This window comes from Dysgonomonas sp. GY75, assembly GCF_015234155.1.
GTDB lineage: Bacteria > Bacteroidota > Bacteroidia > Bacteroidales > Dysgonomonadaceae > Dysgonomonas > Dysgonomonas gadei.
Genome location: NZ_JADCLQ010000010.1, coordinates 32,901 through 55,850, shown reverse-complemented (window position 1 = coordinate 55,850; position 22,950 = coordinate 32,901). Strand labels below are relative to the sequence as shown.

At 42.0% G+C, this 22,950-nt stretch carries 15 protein-coding genes; 6 read left to right on the top strand and 9 right to left on the bottom strand.

Going from position 1 to position 22,950, the window contains the following annotated elements:
* Position 1 precedes the first annotated feature (1 nt).
* The 6 genes from pdxA to lysS all read right to left on the bottom strand — a co-directional run bounded on the left by pdxA (position 2) and on the right by lysS (position 7,017).
* Positions 2-1,084, bottom strand: a complete 1,083-nt coding sequence (gene pdxA / locus IR083_RS04915) for a 4-hydroxythreonine-4-phosphate dehydrogenase PdxA (RefSeq protein WP_194223476.1) — start codon at positions 1,082-1,084, stop codon at positions 2-4.
* A gap of 8 nt (positions 1,085-1,092) precedes the next feature.
* Positions 1,093-1,758: a hypothetical protein gene (locus IR083_RS04910; RefSeq protein WP_194223475.1), complete on the bottom strand. Its 666-nt coding sequence runs from the start codon at positions 1,756-1,758 to the stop codon at positions 1,093-1,095.
* The gene (gene rlmN / locus IR083_RS04905) at positions 1,748-2,782 is read right to left on the bottom strand and encodes a 23S rRNA (adenine(2503)-C(2))-methyltransferase RlmN (protein WP_194223474.1); all 1,035 of its coding nucleotides are present in this window, start codon (positions 2,780-2,782) and stop codon (positions 1,748-1,750) included. The genes IR083_RS04910 and rlmN overlap by 11 nt, the downstream gene beginning before the upstream one ends.
* A gap of 70 nt (positions 2,783-2,852) precedes the next feature.
* Positions 2,853-4,199, bottom strand: a complete 1,347-nt coding sequence (locus tag IR083_RS04900) for a glucose-6-phosphate isomerase (protein ID WP_194223473.1) — start codon at positions 4,197-4,199, stop codon at positions 2,853-2,855.
* A gap of 9 nt (positions 4,200-4,208) precedes the next feature.
* Positions 4,209-5,207, bottom strand: coding sequence for an NAD(P)H-dependent glycerol-3-phosphate dehydrogenase (locus tag IR083_RS04895; RefSeq protein WP_194223472.1), 999 nt, complete (start codon positions 5,205-5,207; stop codon positions 4,209-4,211).
* 88 nt (positions 5,208-5,295) lie between these two features.
* A complete protein-coding gene (gene lysS / locus IR083_RS04890; protein ID WP_194223471.1) occupies positions 5,296-7,017 on the bottom strand; it encodes a lysine--tRNA ligase in 1,722 nt (573 codons plus the stop codon).
* Positions 7,018-7,293: 276 nt separating this feature from the next.
* On the opposite strand from lysS, the gene IR083_RS04885 reads away from it, so the two are divergent.
* Positions 7,294-8,664: an MATE family efflux transporter gene (locus IR083_RS04885; protein WP_194223470.1), complete on the top strand. Its 1,371-nt coding sequence runs from the start codon at positions 7,294-7,296 to the stop codon at positions 8,662-8,664.
* Positions 8,661-10,091, top strand: a complete 1,431-nt coding sequence (locus tag IR083_RS04880; protein WP_194223492.1) for a TldD/PmbA family protein — start codon at positions 8,661-8,663, stop codon at positions 10,089-10,091. The genes IR083_RS04885 and IR083_RS04880 overlap by 4 nt, the downstream gene beginning before the upstream one ends.
* A gap of 76 nt (positions 10,092-10,167) precedes the next feature.
* Here IR083_RS04880 and IR083_RS04875 read toward each other — a convergent pair whose 3' ends face one another.
* Positions 10,168-12,474, bottom strand: coding sequence for an outer membrane beta-barrel protein (locus tag IR083_RS04875; RefSeq protein WP_242052366.1), 2,307 nt, complete (start codon positions 12,472-12,474; stop codon positions 10,168-10,170).
* Positions 12,475-13,394: 920 nt separating this feature from the next.
* On the bottom strand, positions 13,395-14,048 hold the full coding sequence (gene trhA / locus IR083_RS04870) for a PAQR family membrane homeostasis protein TrhA (RefSeq protein WP_194223469.1): 654 nt from the start codon (positions 14,046-14,048) through the stop codon (positions 13,395-13,397).
* A gap of 372 nt (positions 14,049-14,420) precedes the next feature.
* Between trhA and sufB the strand changes: the two genes are divergently transcribed.
* The gene (gene sufB / locus IR083_RS04865; protein WP_194223468.1) at positions 14,421-15,878 is read left to right on the top strand and encodes a Fe-S cluster assembly protein SufB; all 1,458 of its coding nucleotides are present in this window, start codon (positions 14,421-14,423) and stop codon (positions 15,876-15,878) included.
* Between the two features lie 300 nt (positions 15,879-16,178).
* Positions 16,179-16,931 (top strand): 3-deoxy-manno-octulosonate cytidylyltransferase, encoded by a 753-nt coding sequence (gene kdsB / locus IR083_RS04860; RefSeq protein WP_194223467.1) that lies wholly within the window; start codon positions 16,179-16,181, stop codon positions 16,929-16,931.
* Between the two features lies 1 nt (position 16,932).
* Here the strand turns inward: kdsB and IR083_RS04855 are convergent, their stop codons facing one another.
* On the bottom strand, positions 16,933-17,832 hold the full coding sequence (locus IR083_RS04855; protein WP_194223466.1) for an SMP-30/gluconolactonase/LRE family protein: 900 nt from the start codon (positions 17,830-17,832) through the stop codon (positions 16,933-16,935).
* Positions 17,833-18,026: 194 nt separating this feature from the next.
* Here IR083_RS04855 and IR083_RS04850 point away from each other — a divergent pair, with 194 nt between their 5' ends.
* A complete protein-coding gene (locus tag IR083_RS04850) occupies positions 18,027-18,668 on the top strand; it encodes a TetR/AcrR family transcriptional regulator (protein WP_006801401.1) in 642 nt (213 codons plus the stop codon).
* Positions 18,669-18,681: 13 nt separating this feature from the next.
* Entirely contained in the window at positions 18,682-22,929 is a 4,248-nt protein-coding gene (locus IR083_RS04845) for an acyl-CoA dehydratase activase (protein WP_194223465.1), read from the top strand.
* Positions 22,930-22,950: the final 21 nt, after the last annotated feature.

Sequence of the window (22,950 nt, the reverse complement as noted above, 5' to 3'; positions counted from 1 at the left end):
ATTATTCTTCTGTAGTCAGGTCAAGCACTTCATTATCACCACCTCTTTCTACATAGAGTTTCTTCAATGGGTTGGCATGTGCTTTATCAAATTCGATCCTATTACCGAAAGTATCTATGGCCATATAGACGGCCTGGCGGAAAGACTCTTCCGAAGCTTCATTCTTTCCGGCAATACCATAGGCTGTCCCGTGAGCCGGAGATGTACGGATAATAGGTAATCCGGCTGTAAAGTTAACACCGTCTTCCATAGCCAGAGTCTTGAAAGGAGCTAAACCCTGATCGTGATACATTGCCAGTATACCGTCGAACTTTGCGAATTCACCTGCTCCGAAAAAACCATCGGCAGGATAAGGTCCAAAGCACAGTACTTTTTTATCTTGTAATTCCTTTATGGCAGGAGTGATGATATCATTCTCTTCTGTTCCCAGTAAGCCGTTTTCTCCTGCGTGCGGATTAAGAGATAGTACTGCAATACGTGGCCTCCCAATTCTGAAATCTCGTTTCAGACTGGTTTCGAAGCGTATAGCAGCATCCATTATTTTTTCTTTTGTCAATGATTTCGGTACATCGGCTAATGGAATATGCCCTGTTACAAGAGCAATACGAAGCGAGTCCTTGATCAGGATCATCAGGCTTTTGTCTCCGTCTTTACCGAAGCGCTCTTCAAGATATTCGGTATGCCCGGGAAAATGGAAATCTTCGCGCTGAATATTATGTTTGTTGATAGGGGCTGTCACCAGAACGTCAATCAACCCGTTTTTGAGGTCTGCAACTGCTTTTTCAAGCGATTTATATGCTGCTTCTCCTGCTATTGCAGTCGATTGTCCGATTTCAATTTTAGTATCTTCATTAATACAGTTGATGATATTCACTTTGTTTACCACCGCATCCTTCACATTATTGACCTGATTGAAAGAAACCGGTTGCAGTTCCATCGCTTTCCGATGATAGGACGCCACTTTTGCCGAGCCGTAAATGACAGGAATACACATCTCTGCCATACGAATATCTGCAAATGTTTTCAGAATAACTTCATATCCTATCCCGTTTATATCACCTTGTGTTATACCTACTTTTATCATAGTTTGATTTAGTTTTTAGATTCTATTACCTGCAGCCATTGTCCGGCAAGGGTTTCGACAAAATCGACAAAGGTCGGGGCTTTATCGTATTGATAAATTGTACATAACGGATGACCTTTGTGCGGTGTGATTTCGAATGGTGAATAGTCGTCATGTAAATAAACGAAAACTTCTTTTGTTTTATGACTATAGAAGGTCGTATTTCCATTCGCTTCGAGGGCAAAAGTCAGAAAGTCGGACGTATCCATCGGTTCTATACCCTGCAATTTACATTCATCCGCATAATTTTGCTCCCATCCTCCGATACCGACTGTGGAATCTACTAACGAGAACGTAAACTGATTGGCATCTATGAAACTTTCCGCCTCCATAGTATTGTCTTCGAGCCAATATTCTACAATCCCTCCCATATTTTGGGATAGCAGAATGTGCTCGGGTATAATATTGCGACCCTGCGGCACACAATGTTCCAGTTTACAAAGCCACCCGATGGTACTTCCGCCGTTGAGCGTCCATATATACTGCCGGAACCGCTGATTGCCGTTCAGCGTAAATTCTACTTTATATGCTTTATCCAATAACCGGGTCATTTTTGGGAAAAGAACGGCAAAGTCTTTCGGCAAAGTCATCTTCCCATCATGGATCCCGTTAAATACAACCTGATTATTCTTCATTCTTTTTCCCTTTCATTGTCGACAACATACCGCAAGCCGCGAATATATCTTCGCCGCGCGACGCGCGTATGGTCGAAGTGACACCTTTGCTTGTCAGATAATTCCTGAATGCCTCCATCTTTTCCTTTGTCGATGTTTTCAGATTAACATTCGGTATCGCATGGAAACGTATAAGATTTACCCTGCATTCGATTCCCCTGAGCATCTGCGCCAGTTCTTTGGCATGAACGAGTGAATCGTTGAAATTATCAAACATTATATATTCAAAAGACAAGCGCCGTTGCTTTGTCCAGTCATATTCTTTTAATAAGTCCATCACCCCGGCTATAGGGAAAGCCTTCTCGGCAGGCATAATAGATAACCGCTGTTCTTTCTCCGGGCTATGGATGCTGATTGCCAGATGGGCATTGCTTTCATCCAGAAAACGTTTCAACTTGGGCGTAACACCGGTTGTAGATACTGTTATTCTTTTCGGACTCCAGGCCATGCCATAATCGGCTGTCATAATTTCGAGTGTCTTTTTCAATTGCTCATAGTTGTCCAGAGGCTCACCCATTCCCATAAAGACAACATTTGTCAGATCTTCGGCTTCACGAACCGAATAGAGTTGATTCAATATTTCATTGGCAGTAAGATTGCCGTTGAAGCCCTGTTTCCCTGTCATGCAAAACAGGCAGTTCATCTTGCAACCGACTTGTGAAGACACACAAAGCGTAGCCCTGTCGTCCTCGGGGATCATCACGGCTTCGATAAGTTTATCGTTCTCCGTTTTGAATAAATACTTAACAGTACCATCTACAGATTGCTGGAATTCGAGCGGGATATATCTTCCCACATCGTATTTTTCCGACAACAAAGCCCTGTTTGCGACCGAGATATTTGTCATCTGGTCTATCGATGTTACCCTTTTCTTGTATACCCAATCGGCGATCTGCTTTGCTGCAAATCTGGGTAGACCGCACTCACCTGCCACTCCATAGAATTCATCCATGGTCATACCCAGTAAGTGTTTTTTTTCTATCATATTTTTAGTTGATAGCCGTCAGCTAATAGCCGCTATAAACTAACGGCTATTTACTAATGGCTTTATTGTATTATAATCTTTTCTTAATAGCTTCGCTATCCTTTTCAAAACCCGGTTTATCCAACAAAGCGAACATATTTTTCTTATATGCTTCCACTCCCGGTTGGTCGAATGGATTCACACCTAAGATATACCCGCTGATACCACATGCTTTCTCGAAGAAGTACAACAACTGTCCGATACAGTATGCATCCAGTTTAGGTACCTCCACTTTGATGTTCGGCACACCTCCGTCAACGTGAGCCAACTGTGTGCCCAGTTCAGCCATCTTATTCACAAAATCCACACGTTTTCCTGCAAGGAAGTTTAATCCGTCAAGATTTTCTTCATCGGTAGGCACTGTCAATGTTTCATTCGGTTGAGCTACTGATATAACAGTTTCGAAGATAGAACGTTCACCTTCCTGTATCCATTGTCCCATAGAGTGAAGGTCGGCGGTAAAGTCAACCGCAGCATTGAAGATACCTTTATTTTCCTTGCCTTCGCTTTCACCGTAAAGTTGTTTCCACCATTCTGCGATGTAGTGCAACTTAGGGTTGAAGTTGGCCAGGATTTCGATTTTCTTACCTTTTTTGTATAATTCATTACGCGTTACGGCATATATTTCAGCAATGTTTTTTTCGAAAGGTACAGCAGGTGCGGTTTCTTTTTCCATATATGCAGCACCGGCAACCAGCTGACGGATATCAATTCCGGCTAGTGCGATAGGAAGCAAGCCTACCGGAGTCAACACAGAATAGCGTCCTCCTACATTATCAGGAATCACATATTTTTTTAATCCTTCTTTTGTAGCCAGTGTAAACAATGCTCCACGCGCAGCATCTGTAATAGCTACGATACGGTGTTTCGCTTCACCCTTACCTACTGTTTTTTCCAGTTCGGCTTTAAGGATGCGGAAAGCCAAAGCAGGTTCTGTTGTTGTTCCCGATTTGGATATATTGATGATACCGAAAGATTTACCTTTCAGGTATGCCAGTAATTCCACAAGATAGTCTTCGCCGATATTGTTTCCTGCATAAAGGATTGCAGGTGTCTTACGGTCGCGTTGCAACCAGTCGAAGGCATTCGACAGGGAATCAATGACAGCCCTTGAACCCAGATAGCTACCACCGATACCGACAAGTACAATCACTTCGCATTTTGCCTGTAACGCTTTCGCTGTATCTTCTATATCTTTTAATTCAGCATCTGTAATCGAGGAAGGTAAATTCAACCAACCCAGAAAGTCGTTTCCTTTACCCGAACCATCGTGCAATGCTTCATTGCATTTCTTTGCCAAAGCAGCCTGATTGTTGATATCAGCCTGATTAATAAAACCTAAAGTCTTGCTAATGTCTAATTTGATAACCTTATCCATAACCTTTATTTATTTTAATATTTGTTCTCTCAATACTTTAACTCCCTCGCGCGCTGATGCATTTTCGTATAATACGCGATACACCAGATCAGCTATAGGAATATTCACATTATATTTTTCGTTCATTTCCCTGATACATTTTGTACCATAATATCCTTCGGCAATCATCTCCATCTCTATCTGAGCGGCTTTTACGGAATAACCCTTTCCTATCATGGAACCGAATGTACGGTTACGGCTGAAACTGGAATAACAAGTAACTAATAAATCTCCCAGATATGCCGAATCCTGAATCCGTCTTTCTATCGGAGATACAATATCTACAAAACGTTCCATCTCGGATATTGCATTCGATACCAGTACCGCCTGAAAGTTATCTCCATATTTCAGTCCGTGGCAGATACCCGAAGCAATGGCATATACATTTTTCAACACAGCCGCCAGCTCGATACCTGACACGTCATTCGATACGGATGCCCGCACAAACCTGTTATTGAATATTCCGGCAATAGCGTGTGCCTTTTCAATATCAGGACAAGCAATCGTAGGATATGTGAGACGTTCCAAGGCTATTTCCTCGGCATGGCAAGGCCCACCGACAATAGCCATATTCTCGACAGGGATATCGTAGAATTGCGTCAGATAATCGGTTACCAACAGGTTTTCGGGAGGGATAATCCCCTTGATAGCCGAAATAATAAACTTGTCGCTTATTTTTGTGTTCAGTTTATCCAGATGGCTTTTAAGAAAAGGAGAAGGAACAGCCAGGATCAGCGTATCGGAATCCTCAACAACCTGAGTAATATCGGAATAGAATGAAATTCTGTCCAGATTAAATTCAACCGTTGATAAATAAGAAGGGTTATGCCCAGTCTTTTTGAAGTCCTGTATCTGTTCCGGACGGCGCATGTACCAATTGATATGCTTTTCATGATTCAGCATAATCTTGGCTAATGCGGTCGCCCATGTTCCACCACCTAAAATTGCAATTTTACCGGGAAAACTCATATTTTTTTCAATTAGCAAATTAGCAGATTAGCAGATTAGCAAATGAAAATACAATTTTCGAATTTGCTAATTTACTTAATTCGCTAATTTATTTTTTCACCCAACTCTCAATCACTTCAACCGAAGGCAATGCCAGTTCCAGCTTATGCTTTTTGTTGATATCACCTAAATCCTGTCTTATCTTCTGTGGATTGACATCTTTCAAGTCTTCCACTGTAAGGTATCCGGCTTTTTGGAGAACAGGAACCAATTCTTCCGAAATACCCAGTTCTGTATATTTTGCGACAGGATCTTTCTTCGCCACTTTTTCAGGGCGCATCTGAGGGAAGAACATCACTTCCTGAATACTTTCCTGTCCGGTCATAAACATTACCAGACGGTCCATGCCGATACCGATACCGCTTGTCGGCGGCATGCCGTATTCCAGTGCACGCAAGAAATCCTGATCGATAAACATCGCTTCGTCATCTCCTTTTTCCGATAATTTTAGCTGGTCTTCGAAACGGGCGCGCTGATCTATCGGGTCATTCAACTCCGAATAGGCATTCGCAAGTTCCTTACCGTTTACCATCAATTCGAAACGCTCGGTAAGTTCGGGGTTGTTACGGTGTTTCTTTGTCAACGGCGACATCTCCACCGGATAGTCGATGATAAATGTGGGTTGTATATAATTTCCTTCACACTTGTCTCCAAAGATGGCATCTATCAGCTTTCCTTTGCCCATCGTCTCGTCCTGTTCCACGCCAAGCTGTTTACAAACATCGCGAAGCTGAACCTCATTCATTCCGCTAATATCCACACCTGTAAAATGCTTAATGGAATCTATCATGGTCACACGTGGGTAAGGCGCTTTGTAATCAATCTCATTTTTACCCATCTTCACTTTGGTAGTTCCATGCACATCCATACAGATTTTCTCCAGCATACGCTCGGTGAAATCCATCATCCAGTTGTAATCCTTATATGCGGCATAGAATTCCATTACTGTAAATTCCGGGTTGTGTGTCCTGTCCATACCTTCGTTGCGGAAGTTACGGGAAAACTCATACACTCCGTCGAATCCTCCGACTATCAGGCGTTTCAGGTAAAGTTCATTTGCGATACGCAGATACAATGGGATATCCAGTGCATTGTGATGAGTAATAAACGGGCGTGCCGTAGCCCCTCCCGGTATGCTTTGCAGTACGGGAGTATCCACCTCTATATATCCGTGTCCGTTCAGGAATTCACGCATCGAATTGAAGACTTTTGTACGCTTGATAAAGGTATCTTTTACGCCTTCGTTGACGATCAGATCGACATAACGCTGGCGATAACGCTGTTCCGGATCGGTAAATCCGTCGTAGGTAACCCCGTCTTTCACCTTCACTACAGGAAGCGGACGAAGCGATTTTCCTAACACCGTCAATTCTTCGGCATGAACAGAGATTTCACCCATTTGTGTACGAAACACAAATCCTTTAACGCCGATAAAGTCTCCTATGTCCAGTAACTTCTTGAAAACTGTATTATAAAGTTCTTTATCTTCGCTCGGACATAAATCGTCACGTGATATATATACTTGTATACGTCCTTCCGCATCCTGCAACTCCACAAATGAAGCTTTACCCATGATACGGCGACCCATGATACGGCCGGCAATGGTTACCTGACGACGTCCTGCTTCGTCTTTGAAGCTTTCTTTTATCTCTTTTGAATATGCATTTACATCATACAGCGCTGCCGGATACGGTTCTATCCCTAACGCTCTCAACTCTTCTAAACTTTGTCTACGAAAGATTTCCTGTTCGCTTAATTCTAGTATATTCATTATCAATCTATCTTCAGATTTTTTTATTTCAAAAATAAAAATTGGTTCGTATGCGAATAACCACGCAAAGTTAAAAAATATAATCACAAATACACGTTTTGTATTCGGTTTAATAGACACCACACGTGAAAGCAGTTCTTTTTTTAACAAAAAAACGAAAATTGATATAGGTAAAATCGGAGACCTTTACATGTGAAATAAGTAATATAAATTGTACCTTTGCACCCTCAAAGATGGGAGGGCTACACTCCTTAACCGTATTAGAACAGATTAAAAATGTTGAAAACCGCAAACATAGATGAATTAGAGAATAAAAAGATAAGTAAACTACTCTGGCAATATGCGCTCCCGGCTATCGTGGGAACAATGGTCAACGCGCTATACAATATTATCGACCGTATTTATATCGGACATGGCCCTAATCTGGGAGACCATGCTATCGGAGGACTGGGAATCGTACTGCCTATTATGAACCTGACTGCAGCTGTGGGTATGCTGGTAGGGGCTGGTTCGGCAAGCCGCATATCTATCTGCCTGGGTAGGGGTGATAAGGAAACCGCCGAGAAAATAATAGGCAACTCTTTTCTGATGACCCTTATACTGACCGGAACATTAGTCACCGTATTATTTATGTTCCTCGATCCTATACTGATGCAAATAGGTGCAACTGAAGAAACGTTCCCTTATGCAAAAGAATTCCTCTTATATTATTTGCCGGGAAATATCTTCCTCACCATGTGCTTCAATTTCAACAGTATGATGCGCGCATCAGGTTATCCGACCAAGGCAATGTATACTATGCTGATCGGTGTGATAGCGAATATCATTATTGCTCCCATATTCATATTTGTACTGGAATGGGGGATTAAGGGAGCTGCTATTGCAACTATTATATCCATGTTCATCGGGTTATGCTTCGTTATGCATCACTTTATGAACCAAAACAGTATGCTCCGTTTACGCAGGAAAAACATAGGGCTGAATCCGAAGATAGTATGGGCGATCGCCAGCATCGGTTTGTCCCCTTTCTTTATTCAGGTAGCTGCGTCGGTCGTGGTATTCATGCTCAACAACAAGCTGAAAGTGTATGGCGGCAATGTGGCCATAGAAGCATATGCTATTGCCAATACCCTGGTAATGATCATTATCATGGTACTGGTAGGACTTACACAAGGTATGCAGCCGATAGTGGGGTATAACTATGGAGCCAGAAGGATAAGTAGGGTGAAAGAAACACTCAATTATACGATTAAAGTAGGGGTATGTATAGGTATTGTAGGATGCGCAATCGGACTGCTGTTACCTAATGTTATAGTACAGCCGTTCAACCCTTCTGCCCCGCTGGCTGCCGAAGCATCGAAAGCTCTGCGCATCATAACCGTGATGCTGCCATTGGTGGGCTTTCAGATTGTGGTTACCAATTTCTTTCAGTGTATAGGGATGGCGGCGAAATCAATCTTTCTTAGTCTGACTCGCCAGTTTCTGTTGCTTATCCCTGCTCTGATCATATTACCGCACTTTTTCCAACTGAATGGTGTCTGGTTCTCATTGCCGGTGGCAGATAGTTTGTCAACATTGTTGACCGCGGCGATGTTTATATGGCAGATAAACAAATTCAAGAAAATGGAGACTTCAGAATTATTATGATAGATAATATAAACAGACAGAATATACTGCAACATTTCTCCGTCACGGAAAGTGACTTACTGAAAGTGATCTCCGAAGCCCTGAGCAAAGGAGGGGATTACGCCGATATATATTTTGAGCATACATTCAGCAATAATATCTCGCTTCGGGACGGGGAAGTAAACCGCGCCGCTTCGAATATTGATTACGGTGCGGGAGTAAGGGTGGTGTCGGGAGATCAGACCGGATATGCCTATGTGGAGAATACGGATATTAAGGATTTACTGAAAGCGGCCCGCACAGCGGCAAGTATCGCGTCAATGCTTGTAAGGACAAATAATGCGGTTGAAATAAGAGAAAGCCATTTTCATAACTATTATAAAATAGAAAAGCCCTGGCTAGACGTATCGGTAGCCGACAAAAAACTATTTGTCCAGAAATTGAATGACAGGATATTCGAGCTCGATCCCCGTGTTATCAAAGCATCTGTAAGTCTGAATGATGCTACATCATATATCCTTTTTTTCAACTCGGAAGGTATACTGACCTGGGATTACCGTCCGATGTCGATCATGTCAGGCTCTTGTACGATGGAGCAGGACGGCAAAATAGAAAATGGCTATTGCTCACGCGCCTACCGGAAAGGATTCGAGTTCCTGAACGAGGAATTAATTGAAACGATTGCCCGCGAAGCCGTAGCACAGACCTCCCTCATGTTCGAAGCCATAAAGCCTAAAGGTGGCGAGATGCCTGTGGTTATGGGAGCCGGAAGTTCGGGTATTCTGTTGCACGAAGCTATCGGACATACCTTCGAGGCTGACTTTAACAGGAAAAATGTATCTATATTTTCCGACCGGTTTGGCAAACGGATCTGTATGCCCGGTATCAACATTGTGGATGACGGCACAATAGAACATGCCCGTGGCGCAATCAATTTCGACGATGAAGGCGTGGAGAGCCAAAAGATATACATTGTAAAGGACGGCATTCTCGAAAGTTACCTGCACGATCGCATCAGCGCAAAGCATTACGGTGTGGAACCGACGGGAAACGGGCGGCGTCAATCGTTCCGGTACGCGCCATTACCACGTATGCGGGTTACCTATATGGAAGAAGGGAATACGCCGGAAGCCGATATTATAGCATCCGTAAAAGAAGGTGTGTATGTGGATAATTTCACAAACGGGCAGGTACAGATCGGCGCCGGGGACTTCACATTCTTTGTAAAGACAGGCTACCTGATAGAGAACGGAAAACTGACCCGGCCGATAAAAGATATAAACATCATAGGTAACGGCCCGAAAGCGTTGGCCGACATCACCATGACAGGCAACAACCTGAAAATAGACGAAGGTGCATGGACCTGCGGCAAAGACGGGCAGGGTGTTCCGGTCGGACAGGGTTTACCATCGGTATTGGTGAGTAAACTGACTGTGGGAGGGGAATGATTGTTGTTTCAAGATTTCAGGTTTCAAGATTTCAAAATTAAGGAGAATAATCTTGAAACCTGAAATCTTGAAATCCCTATAATATCCCCTTATCCGTATCGGTATTATCCAGGCTCTTCTTCCCTGCCTCATGCTTACGCCCGAAAGACATGTTCCATGAAAAGCGCAGGTAAAGCATATGCCCGTTCTCTTTTATGTACGACCACGATGTTGCCGGTTTTACGGATGAGATATTTCTACTGCCGGCACTCCAGTAATCCTTGAACGGATATGACATCCCCAGCGATAATTTAGCCTCTTTGTGCTTATATCCGGCTTCTATATAGTTCCAGTCCTCCCCGTAGTAAATAGATTCTCCCCATAATTCCTTATAGCGGGAATTCAATCCTATAACAAAGCTGAGATTTTTATACAATACATTTGAGCGGAATCCTCCATAAATAGCATTATAAGTATGGTTTATCCCGGTGTTTGCATTGAAGATATCCCGTTGCAGGCCAAACCAGCCGGTCAGAGTCCAGATGTCCTTTATTATTTTAGCGGTAATATCTCCCGACCAGTAGAAGTAATGCTGCCCTTTATGATTGTCTGAATACGACACGATTTTATCTCCCTCTATGCTGTATGTATTGACAATAACTTTATCGAAATACATATATCCTAGTGTAGTGCTGATGTCAAAAATCCCTTTGTTTACATTGAATATCAGCTTGTTGTTATATGTATTGGTAAGTTTCAGATCAGGATTGCCCCTGCTGAGCTGATAAGCGTCTACCTGTTGTTCCACACTGCTGAGCTGGCCTAACGACGGTGTTCTGTTGCTCACTACAAATGAATACTTTACCGACAGATTATCATTGAACGGATAATTTAACTGCACGGAAGGGCGGATTGTATAAAATGCCGCATCATTCTCTCCCTCCTTAAACCAGATGCGCGAGCCGCCGAGCCCTAAAGTATAACCCAATTTTTTTGCTATCTTGCCTTGTATCTGTGCAAAAGCATACGAATCGGAGTTTTTCATTTCCGTTTTTGTATCCGTATTCCCTCTGTATGTATTATCTGCAAAACCCTGCGTATGTTTCGCCCCGGCGCTAAAGGTCAGGTTTTCGAACTGTTTTTCATAAACAGCTTCACCGATAACTGAATATTTATTACCATCCACCTTGTTATAGATCTCTGTCTGCGGCACGGATTCCTCCGATTCCAGATAATTGCTTTCACTGTCCGAATTGATATATGTACCTACTATATTAACAGCCAGCGATTGCTTATTTTTCAATTCCTGCTTATAATATATATCCAGAGCCGGAGTGTACTCGAAGCCATTCCGCCTCGCGCTGGAATAAGCCGGGGTAACCTTGTCGGAGTAGAAGTTATTGAAGTCTGTTGTATTATCGTAATTATAAAGCTGATTCTTAAGAGCCACATTAAACACATATTTATCTACGGATGTCAGGTTATATGTCAGGTTGAAGCGATGATACTGGTATTCCATAGGGGCTTCGATTCCCCTTTGTTCCCGGGAGACCGGATTTGCCGGGAAATTCAGTAATTCGCTTTGTTCTGTCCATCGTTTATCGTAAGACCTGTAATTTATATAATAATTAAGCCCGAATTCCGACGCTTTATTATTCATCTTGAACGTAATATTATCGTCTCCGAATCCTACATAAGGAGAATTGCGCCCGTCTACGGATACATATCCGCCATAATTCTTCTGCCTGTCCACGATCAGGTTTACGACCGCGCCTACATTTTCGTTGCCGAAACGCACGCTGGGGTCTTCAAAATATTCCACTCGCAGGATATCTTTCGAGCGGAGAGCGGCAACTTCCTGTACGGTAGCACGTACACCATTGATCCGAAGTTGTACTTCTTCATTGCCTACTTTTATTGTCTGGTTTACAGGGTCGATATTCAAGCGGGCAAGCGACATATTGCTTAGCAGGTCGAAGGCATTGACAGAACTTTTTATCTGCATCGAATCGGGAAGGATTATCTGCCTGTCTACTTTATTTATTATTCTGTTAGCCGTCACTGTTACCTCTCCCAGTGCTTTCGATTCTTCAATCATCTCTATATCGCCTAAGTCGAGGTGAGACGACAAGTTACTTATCTTTATAAATGCAGTCCTGTATCCCAGAAAGGAGGCTTTCAGTAGATAATCCTGTTTCTGGAATTGTCCTGCCATAGCAAATAAACCCAATGTATCCGTCTGGCAGCCGGTAATATATGTGGAGTCGGTCTTTAGTAATACCATCGTTACGAACTCGACCGGCTTCTTTGTATTTACGTCTATTATACGTCCTTTCACATCAATCGCTTGCAAAGAAATACTAAAGAGGGAAATAAATAATAAAATGATCGCGCTTCTCATCATTAAGCTTAATTTATGTAACATCAATTTTATTATTATGACGGAAGAAAAAACGGGGTGTTACAATTAATCTTGGAGAGCAGGACTGATTTGTATATAAACTTTCGAATAATTTATCTATGTAATAATAGCTAATAGCCTTTAGCTGTTAGCTTATAGTTCTTTGAAATTTTGATTGGCAGATTTACAAATTAGCATATTAGCAAATGAATGAAATAGTGTAACCTTTGTTACCTTTTATTTTTAACCACAGAGTAAACGGAGTAGCACGGAGTCTTTTTATTTACGGGATGATTCGCTTCCCCTACTTATGAGTTGATGACTGTTAACTGATATATCTGTTACCTTTGTTATAGTTACAAGTTACTTCGCCCTTTGGGCAGTTACGAGGGAAAGAATTAGCTCCGCTGACCGGTGGTTCTTAATTTTTCATTCTTAATTCTTAATTGCTTTCGGTGTTACAAGTGTTACCTTTTTGCGCCTTTGCATCTTTGCGAGCGTTATATCTCAACCCTGATTAAGATGAAGTTACGGAGTTTTTAGAAGAAAAAGTGATAATAAAAAATTGTGTGAAAAGTCGTCAGGTTTGTCAGGTTTTGTACATAAGATATTGGCTAACAGCTATCAACTGAAAGCCAAAAATGTGTTACCTTTTATTTTTAAACACGGAGAACCAACGGTCGGCAGAGCCAAAAAGGAGTAGCACGGAGTTCTTATAAAAGAGACGCTTCGTTCAGCTTAGCATAACAAACCAATTATTAATTATTCATTCTTAATTATTAGTTGCTCTTTGTGTAACCTTTGTTACCTTTTGAAGAAAGATACAAGTTACTCCGTCCTGCGGGCAATTATGAGTAGATTAGAGTTCAAGTTGTTAACTGCTAACTGCTAACTGTTGACTGTTAACTGATATGTGTTACTTTTTACAAAAGGAAATAGATCGCAATCATATGACAGACGCTTCCACCCAGTACGAAGAAGTGGAAAACAGTATGCATATATTTCTTCTTTGTCCACGAGTAGAAGAGAGCTCCCACTATATATGAAACTCCTCCTGCTATAAGCAGGTAAAGAGCTCGGATGCGTCCGTCGGCAGATAATGCATCGGCCAGGGGTTTGAAAGCGACAAGTATGGCGCAACCCATCAGTACAAAGCAAATTGTTTCCAGATTACTATGGTCTTTTAGTTTGGCAAAACTAAGTATCAGGCCTGCTATGGCAGCCAGCCAAATGAAGATGAAAAGTGACCAGCCCCATGCACCTTCGTTACGCAGTACCAGCAGTGTAAATGGAACATATGTACCTGCTATATGCAGGTAGATGGCAGCATGATCGCATTTACGGAGCATACTTTTCCGCCGGTCGTGCTTGCAGCCATGATACCATGTAGATGTGATATACGACGCCATCATACCGAAAAGGTAGATGATAACACAACCAATAGCCCACTCGCTACCGTTCTCAATAGCAGTGGCGAGGAGTATATATCCACCGCTGATGCCCAGCAGAATACCTACGGCATGTGACAGGCTGTTTGCCAATTCTTCCTCTTTTGTATAAAATTTGCTTTTTCCCACTTTGTCTTGGATTAAGGTCGCAGACCTATTTCGCGTTTTCGTATTTAAAAACAGCAATAGTCAGTTATGATTAAATAATGTTGCATTAAATACCTTCTTTTACTTATGAGGAACAAAAGTACGGATTAAGTTTTTAAGAATGGCGAAAAAGAGAAATACATCCGCTTGCGGCCTGCTTTAATAATATTATACTAAAAGGGGGTAAGTCCTTATAAAAACGAAAAAGAGCAAACAAAAGCCTGTTCTATCTGTTCTATGAGTGATGCAAAATATTTATATATGTATTTTAAGTGCGTGGAATATCGTATCTTTGCAAACTGAAAGAGCTAACAGCACGATGGCCAAGGCTATCGGCTAAACAATTAATTACTCATGCAAGAAACTCAAGATAAAATTTTAGAAGATGTTACCTCCGGTGATTACAAATACGGATTTGTAACAGACATAGAAACAGAGGTTATTCCGGTAGGACTCAACGAAGATGTTGTCCGTCTGATTTCGGCAAAGAAGAACGAGCCCGAATGGCTGCTCGAATTCCGTCTGAAAGCATACCGTCACTGGCTGACAATGGATATGCCGGATTGGGCAATGCTCAAGATTCCGCCGATAGATTACCAAAGCATCAGTTACTTTGCTGCACCTAAAAAGAAAGACGGTCCCAAAAGTTTGGATGAGGTAGATCCCGAACTGTTGAAGACATTTGATAAGTTGGGCGTGCCTCTTCACGAGCGTGAAATACTGGCAGGTGTGACGGGTATGGCTGTAGATGCGGTAGTGGATAGTGTTTCGGTGAAAACGACATTTAAAGAAGTGCTGGCCGAAAAAGGGATTATATTCAGCTCGTTCAGTGAAGCTGTGCAGGAGCATCCCGAGTTGGTGAAAAAATACCTCGGGTCGGTAGTGCCGTATCGTGATAATTTCTTTGCGACACTCAACTCGGCAGTATTCAGCGACGGGTCGTTCGTATATATTCCTAAAGGCGTTCGTTGCCCGATGGAATTATCTACATACTTCCGTATCAATGCTGCTAATACAGGACAGTTTGAACGTACACTGATCGTTGCCGACGACAATTCGTATGTGAGTTACCTCGAAGGCTGCACAGCGCCTATGCGTGATGAAAACCAGTTGCACGCGGCTATTGTGGAGATTGTTGCTCTCGACCATGCCGAGGTGAAATATTCGACTGTCCAGAACTGGTATCCGGGCGATAAAGAAGGTAAAGGCGGTATTTACAACTTCGTGACTAAACGGGGTGTTTGTAAAGGACGCGGATCTAAGATATCGTGGACACAAGTGGAAACCGGTTCAGCTGTAACATGGAAATATCCTTCATGTATCCTTGCGGGGGATGATTCTATCGGCGAGTTTTATTCTGTAGCCGTAACGAACAATTTCCAACAGGCTGATACAGGAACGAAAATGATTCATATAGGGAAGAATACCCGGAGCCGCATCGTATCGAAAGGTATTTCTGCCGGACAAAGCCAAAACTCGTATCGTGGACTGGTAAAGGTATCTCCGAAAGCAGAAGGCGCTCGTAACCACTCACAATGCGACAGCTTATTGTTGGGCGATAAATGCGGTGCACATACTTTCCCATACTCGGATATTGCCAATCCAAGTGCAATCATTGAGCATGAGGCTACAACATCGAAAATCAGTGAAGACCAGATACTGTACTGTAACCAGCGTGGTATTGGTACGGAAGAGGCTGTCGGCCTGATTGTAAACGGATATGCAAAAGAAGTGATGCAAAATCTGCCTATGGAATTTGCAGTAGAAGCCCAAAAACTATTACAGATAAGTCTGGAAGGTAGTGTGGGATAAACCGCCATTATTCTTCGGAATCTAAAATATAAAAGACAGTTGATGAGGCTGTCTTTTTTTGTAGAGAATATTCTATGAAATGTATTTTTCAGGGATAACTTTATCTATGTATTGTATATGAGCTACCTATATCTCCGATAGGCACATATATGCAGATGCAAAAAAAGGAGGTGTTTTAATTACTGTAAAAGCCACTTGCAAACAGTAAATAAAGACTTCATTTTTGCAAAGCATTCATAGAGTAAAGAAAGAATAATAAGTTTATTTTCTAAATTTGTATATCATTTAATAAGAGTCAGTATGAAATTTGTAGTTATTATTCCAGCCCGTTATGCTTCTACGCGCTTTCCGGGAAAGCCTCTTGCTGATATGGCTGGAATGCCTATGATACAACGTGTTTATGAGCAGGTAAAGAAAGCCATTGACGAAGTATGGGTTGCAACGGACGATCCCCGGATATTCGAAGTCGTAGAATCTTTTGGAGGAAAGGCTGTAATGACTTCGCCGGATCACAAGAGCGGTACGGACCGTATACAAGAGGCATATGCTAGAGTAGGAGGGGGATTCGATGTGGTAATTAATGTGCAAGGTGATGAGCCGTTTATTCAACCCGAACAGATCGAAGCGCTTAAAAACTGTTTTGACAACAAAGATGTTGAACTGGCAACATTGGTAAAGCCATTTAAAAAAGAAGATGGTTTTGAAGTTCTGTTCAACCCGAACTCGCCTAAAGTAGTTGTGAATAAAAAGAACGAGGCCATTTATTTCAGCCGTTCCATTGTACCTTATATCCGGGATGCGCACCATACCGAATGGCTCGATAAGCATACTTTTTTCAAGCATATTGGTATGTACGCTTACCGCTCCGATATTCTGAATGAAATAACCAGATTACCTCAATCCTTATTGGAAAAGGCGGAATCGTTGGAGCAGCTTCGCTGGATAGAAAACGGATACCGCATCCGTGTGGGATATACAGATGCAGAAACTATCGGTATAGATACTCCGGAAGATATGGAAAAAGCATTGGCCTTTCTCGGTAGCAGAAAGTGAACTATCTGACTCCTTTTACATTCATGCGCAAGCTATATAAATACTGAGAGGCTGTAATAAAGAGGGTTTTCATGTCTTTGCCTCCAAAGCAAACGTTGCTAGTCCAGTTTGCTTCAACAGGAATATGCTCTATTTGCTCTCCTTCAGGATTGAAGACTGTGACACCCCGTCCTGTCAGATAAATATTCCCTTCATTATCAATAGTCATTCCATCCGAACCTAACGAGGTGAAGAGTTTCCTATTTGTAAGAGAGCCATCGGGAAGTATGTCATAAACATATGTTTTATTTGCCCCGATATCGGCAATATATAATTGTTTCCCGTCAGGAGTGCCAATTATACCATTTGGTTGGACAAGGTCTGTTGCGACTTTTATTACGGTCTTCCTGTCCGGGTAAAGATAATAAACATATTGTCCTTCCTGTTGCATTTCAGGACTTCGGGTCCAATAATCACGTTTGTATAGTGGGTCTGTGAAGTAAATACCACTGTTTGGATGTATCCACAAATCATTAGGGCCGTTTAGCTTTTTCCCGTTGAAATCTGTGATTAGGACAGTATGATTGCCTTCCTTATCAATGCTCCATAATTCATTATCCATATCCGAGCACGAGAGCAGGCCTCCGTTCCGGTCAAAATAGAGGCCGTTTGCCCGTCCGGTATTTTCCAAGAATGTCGATAGCTTGCCATCTGTCGACCATATTAGGATCTTGTCGTTTGGCTGGTCTGTAAAATATACATTCCCTTTTTTATCTGCGGCAGGCCCTTCGGTGAAGCTGAAACCATCGGCTAACTTCTCTATTTTTGCGCCTGGGGCTACAAGGCTTTTCGGCTTTTGGGCGAAGGTTGAAAAACTGAATAGGATGAGAAAAAGGGAAAGAAGAATTTTATTTTTTATCATGTCAGGTAATTTTTACAGATATAATTATTCGCCGCAATTAAGTCATTTTTCCTGAAAGAATGATAAACATAGATGTTTAATGTTGCATTTATTCAAGTTCTAAATTATTGTATTAAAATACTATTGAATACTTAAACACTTGTTTAGTCCGATAATCTTTTTTATTTTTGTAACTAAACAATCGTTTAGAACACATGTTTAATAATGAAGATTCTTCGGAAGTAAGGAAACGAATTCTTAAAGAGGCACAAGTGCTTTTTATCAAAAATGGTTTTAAGGGAACCAGTGTCAGGGATATAGCAAAGGCCTCGGGCACGAATGTGGCCATGGTAAATTATTATTTCCAATCGAAATATAATTTATTTGAGATCATATTTGAAGATGCCCTCGATGTATTCACAAAAAGGATATTTGAAACGATAACATCTGACCTGCCATTTTTTGAACTTATCGAAACCTGGATACATACTTACTATGAAATCCTTTTCGAATATCCGCAAATCGCGGCGTTTATACTGAATGAAGTAAGCCTTAATCCTGCCGGCCTGACTAACAGGATTAAAGCTCGTAATCCATATATATCTTTCAGTAAGGTTGAGGAACGCATAGAGGAAGAGATCAAAAAAGGTACGATAAGAGAGACTCCTGCCGCCGATTTTTTACTGAATATATTATCGCTGTGTATGTTCCCTTTTATGTTTGGAAATCTGGCTATGACATTGATGGAAATTCCCCGCAATATATATGATGAGCTGATTGCCAATCATGAGAAGTATGTAATAGAATTTACGATAAACGCATTGAAACCGTGCGATAAAGAGTTCAAAAAAAACTAAACTACATTATAATATGAATAAAAGACAACAATATAAAATGGGAGTTGACGTAGGTTCGACAACTGTGAAGATTGTCGTTTTGGATAATAATCAACAAATTATACACAAATCCTATTGTCGTCATCAGGCTAATATACAACAAACTCTTGTAACAGAACTGCAAAAAGTTGTAGAGTTATATCCCGATACTATATTTAATATTAATATTTCAGGTTCGGCCGGTATGGGTATCGGAGAGCGTGTAGGGATGCCCTTTGTACAGGAAGTAGTTGCTGCCGTTGAGGTAGTAAAGAATGTTTATCCTGCCGCCCATACACTTATCGATCTGGGTGGAGAAGATGCTAAGATGGTGTTCTTTAGTGAAGGCCGTCATCCCGATATCCGTATGAATGGAAGTTGTGCCGGAGGGACAGGTGCATTTATCGACCAGATGGCCAGCCTGATGAATATATCGGTAAATGAACTGGGCGAAAAGGCTTTGACTTATGATAAGATATACCCCATAGCGTCACGTTGTGGCGTATTTGCCAAAACAGATGTGCAGAACCTGATAAGCCGTAATATCCCTGTTTCGGATATTTCTGCTTCTATCTTGCATGCAGTAGCCTTGCAGTCGGTCACAACACTTGCCCGTGGATGTGATGTAGTGCCTAAAGTGATATGTATCGGTGGCCCATTAACATTTATCCCTGCCCTTCGTAATTCTTTCCGCGATGTATTGAAAATTGAGGCTTCGGATATTATTGTACCTGAGAATGGAGAATTTTTCCCTGCCTGGGGAGCTGCTTTATATGAAGAAGATGGCGCAAAATCTTTTGAATTAAATTGTCTGATCGAGAAGCTCAATGAGTCCACTTCGTCTAACCACAGTGAAGCGTTGCCGGCTCTGTTCAAAGACGAACTGGAGTATATAGAATGGGATGCCAACCGCAATGTAAAGACTCTGCAGTTTAGAGCATTGGGTGAAGAAAAGTATGTAGAATGCTTCTTAGGTATCGATTCGGGTTCCACAACCTCAAAAGTGGTAATAATGGATACCGATGCGAATATTATCTATAAATTCTACGGAAATAACGAAGGTAACCCTCTCAAGAAAGTGATGGAGGGGTTGGAGTTGTTCTATAAAGAAGCTGAAGAAAAAGGTGTTACAGTGAAATTCCTGTCTTCGGCGGCTACCGGGTATGGCGAAGACCTGATGAAGTCTGCACTCGGACTCGATTATGGTATAGTGGAAACTATTGCCCATCTTTCGGGGGCGCAATATGTAGACCCTGATGTATCCTTCGTGCTCGACATCGGCGGGCAGGATATAAAGTCGATATTTATCAGTAACGGGCTGATATCAAATATAGAACTGAACGAGGCTTGTTCGGCCGGTTGTGGTTCTTTTTTACAGAATTTTGCAACTACTATGAATATGGAACTGGCGGACTTTACCCGTGCTGCCTGTCTTGCAAGATTTCCGAGCGATTTAGGTTCACGCTGTACAGTTTTTATGAACTCGAAAGTGAAGCAGTCGCTTCGCGAGAATGCAGGCAATGACGATATCGCCGCGGGACTGGCTTATTCTGTGGTAAAGAATTGCTTGTTTAAAGTATTGAAAATATCCAATCTGAATCAGTTAGGCGACCATATTGTGGTGCAGGGGGGAACGTTCCGCAACGATGCTGTTTATCGAGCTTTGGAATTGTTGTCGGGTAAAACAGTAAGTTCTACCGATCATCCCGAACTGATGGGGGCATTGGGGGCTGCTCTATATTCGCAACGCCTTTGGCAGAAGGGACTGGAAGAAACTGCTTTTGCAGGGGAGGAGGCTCTGTTCGATGTAAGTACGATAGACTCGAAAGAACTGACCTGTAAGGGTTGTACAAATCTTTGTTCGGTACTTCGGTTCAAATTTAACAATGGAAATATCAGCTATGCAGGTAATAAATGCGAAAAGGTATTTTACAATAAAAGCAATGACCGAAAAGCCGGATATAATGCTTTTGACAAGAAAAACGAGATACTTTTCGCACGTCCGGTTAATGCGGACAATATAGAAAAAGGAAAAACTATCGGTATCCCTCGTGTACTGAACATGTTCGATAATTATCCGTTCTGGCATACATTGTTGTCAGAGTGCGGATTTAATGTCCGTTTATCGCCCGAATCTACATTCCCTCTTTATCAGAAAGGGGTAGGAGGCGTGATGTCCGACAATATATGTTTCCCTGCCAAACTGGTTCACGGGCATATCCTTGCTTTGATAGAGCAAAAAGTAGACAGGATATTTTATCCGATAGTACCAAAGGAAGAAAAGGAATTCGGACAGGCGTCCAACTCATTTAACTGCCCTGTTGTCAGTGGTTATCCTGATGTGATTCAAAGTTCAATTGACCCATCGGGCCGTCATGGTATCCCATTCGATGAGCCTGTGATTACTTTCAGTAGTGATAAAGCTTTGGCGAAAGGCTGTTTCAATTATTTATCAGGACTGGGCGTAACCAAGTCTGCTTTCGAGAAAGCCTTTTCAAAGGCATTGGAGGTAAAGAACGGATTGAAGCAGGAGTTATATGGTTATCAGAAAGAATTGCTGGATAAGGCAATAGAAACAGGAGAGCTGATATTTGTTGTTGCAGGCCGCCCATATCATACCGACCCTCTGATACATCAGAAAGTAGGGCAAATCCTCTCCGACCTCGGGGTTATTGTACTGACGGATGATGTCTTTCGCAAACCCGAAAGTCATGGCTTCGGGAAACTGAATATCATATCCCAATGGTCGTACCCTAACCGCGTGGTACAGGCTGCTATGGAAGTAGCTAAACTGCCTCAGAATGTGCAACTGATACAGCTGAATTCATTCGGATGTGGTCCCGATTCTTTCTTTATGGATGAGACACGGGATATACTGAAGGCCGTTGGTAAAAATATAACAGTGCTTCGTATTGACGAAATTGCCAGTCCGGGTTCTATCCGTTTGCGTCTTCGTTCTTTAGTAGAGTCATTGAAAGCAGTAAAGTCTTTTGATGTAACTACTGCTCAGGAATACAAGGGTTATTCTGTCCCGTACAAAAAGGCGAAGGACGGCAATAAAACAATCCTTATACCGTGGTTATGCGATTTTATATCTCCGTTTGCTCCGGCATTGGGTGAAATACTAGGTTTAAAGGTGGAAAACCTGCCGAAATCGAATAAACTATCCGCCGATCTGGGTTTGATGTATGGCAATAATGAAGTTTGTTATCCGTCGACTCTTGTTCTTGGTGATATTATAAGCACCTTGCAATCCGGAAATTACGATGTGAAAGATATTGTTCTGGCAATAACCCAAACCGGTGGGCAATGCCGGGCAACTAATTATATTGCGCAAATCAAGACAGGACTGCAAAATGCCGGGTTTAACGATATCCCTGTCATAGCATTAAGTTCGGGAGATACCTATCAAAACGGAGAAAGTGAGTTTACACTGGAATGGAAAAAGATTGCGAAGCTGGCTATTCCACTGGTACTCTATGGTGATGGATTACAGCAAATGCATGGGGCTATATCCGTCAGGGAAAAGAAAGAAGGTGCTTCGCAGGAAGTGTTTGACTTCTATATCGAACGAGGGATAGACGCCGTTAGGGCAAAAGATGTGAAAACATTGTTCCGCCTATTGAAGGAAGCAGTAGAGGATTTTAATAATATACCGATTTTTGACAAAGAGTATTCTAAAGTAGGCCTTATCGGGGAAATCTTTGTAAAGTATAATAATTATGCGCAGGCAAATATCTCGGAGTGGCTTCGCTCTAAGAATGTAGAGGTTTCCACGCCTCCGCTTCTCGACTTCCTGATGCAGTTCTTTGTGAATAGTAAGGTGAATGTAGAGAATGGACTGGCTGAGGAAACAATTTTCTCAAAAACTTTGAAACCTCTGATCTGGTGGTATATCAATGGTAAGGTAAAGAAATCGGAAAAGATTCTGAGCAAATTTAAATTCTATGAAGCCTCAGAATCCATATATGCCAAAGCAGAAGCAGCATCCGAAGTTCTCAACCTTTCCAATCAGTTTGGAGAAGGCTGGTTGATACCGGGCGAGATTGCCCATTATGCCCGTAAGGGTGTGAATAAGGTGGTTTGTTTGCAGCCATTCGGCTGTATTGCAAACCATATTGTAGCCAAAGGAGTGGAAAAGCGAATCAAGGAAATTTATCCGAATATGAATATCCTATATCTGGACATTGATGGAGGTATAGCCGAAGTGAATTTGCAGAACCGCCTGCATTTTATGATTTAGAGATCAACTATCCATATATAA

Excerpts from the sequence above, each read along its gene's own strand:
- pdxA (WP_194223476.1), bottom strand. The coding sequence starts at position 1,084 with ATGATAAAAGTAGGTATAACACAAGGTGATATAAACGGGATAGGATAT.
- IR083_RS04910 (WP_194223475.1), bottom strand. The coding sequence starts at position 1,758 with ATGAAGAATAATCAGGTTGTATTTAACGGGATCCATGATGGGAAGATG.
- rlmN (WP_194223474.1), bottom strand. The coding sequence starts at position 2,782 with ATGATAGAAAAAAAACACTTACTGGGTATGACCATGGATGAATTCTAT.
- IR083_RS04900 (WP_194223473.1), bottom strand. The coding sequence starts at position 4,199 with ATGGATAAGGTTATCAAATTAGACATTAGCAAGACTTTAGGTTTTATT.
- IR083_RS04895 (WP_194223472.1), bottom strand. The coding sequence starts at position 5,207 with ATGAGTTTTCCCGGTAAAATTGCAATTTTAGGTGGTGGAACATGGGCG.
- lysS (WP_194223471.1), bottom strand. The coding sequence starts at position 7,017 with ATGAATATACTAGAATTAAGCGAACAGGAAATCTTTCGTAGACAAAGT.
- IR083_RS04885 (WP_194223470.1), top strand. The coding sequence starts at position 7,294 with ATGTTGAAAACCGCAAACATAGATGAATTAGAGAATAAAAAGATAAGT.
- IR083_RS04880 (WP_194223492.1), top strand. The coding sequence starts at position 8,661 with ATGATAGATAATATAAACAGACAGAATATACTGCAACATTTCTCCGTC.
- IR083_RS04875 (WP_242052366.1), bottom strand. The coding sequence starts at position 12,474 with ATGATGAGAAGCGCGATCATTTTATTATTTATTTCCCTCTTTAGTATT.
- sufB (WP_194223468.1), top strand. The coding sequence starts at position 14,421 with ATGCAAGAAACTCAAGATAAAATTTTAGAAGATGTTACCTCCGGTGAT.
- kdsB (WP_194223467.1), top strand. The coding sequence starts at position 16,179 with ATGAAATTTGTAGTTATTATTCCAGCCCGTTATGCTTCTACGCGCTTT.
- IR083_RS04855 (WP_194223466.1), bottom strand. The coding sequence starts at position 17,832 with ATGATAAAAAATAAAATTCTTCTTTCCCTTTTTCTCATCCTATTCAGT.
- IR083_RS04850 (WP_006801401.1), top strand. The coding sequence starts at position 18,027 with ATGTTTAATAATGAAGATTCTTCGGAAGTAAGGAAACGAATTCTTAAA.
- IR083_RS04845 (WP_194223465.1), top strand. The coding sequence starts at position 18,682 with ATGAATAAAAGACAACAATATAAAATGGGAGTTGACGTAGGTTCGACA.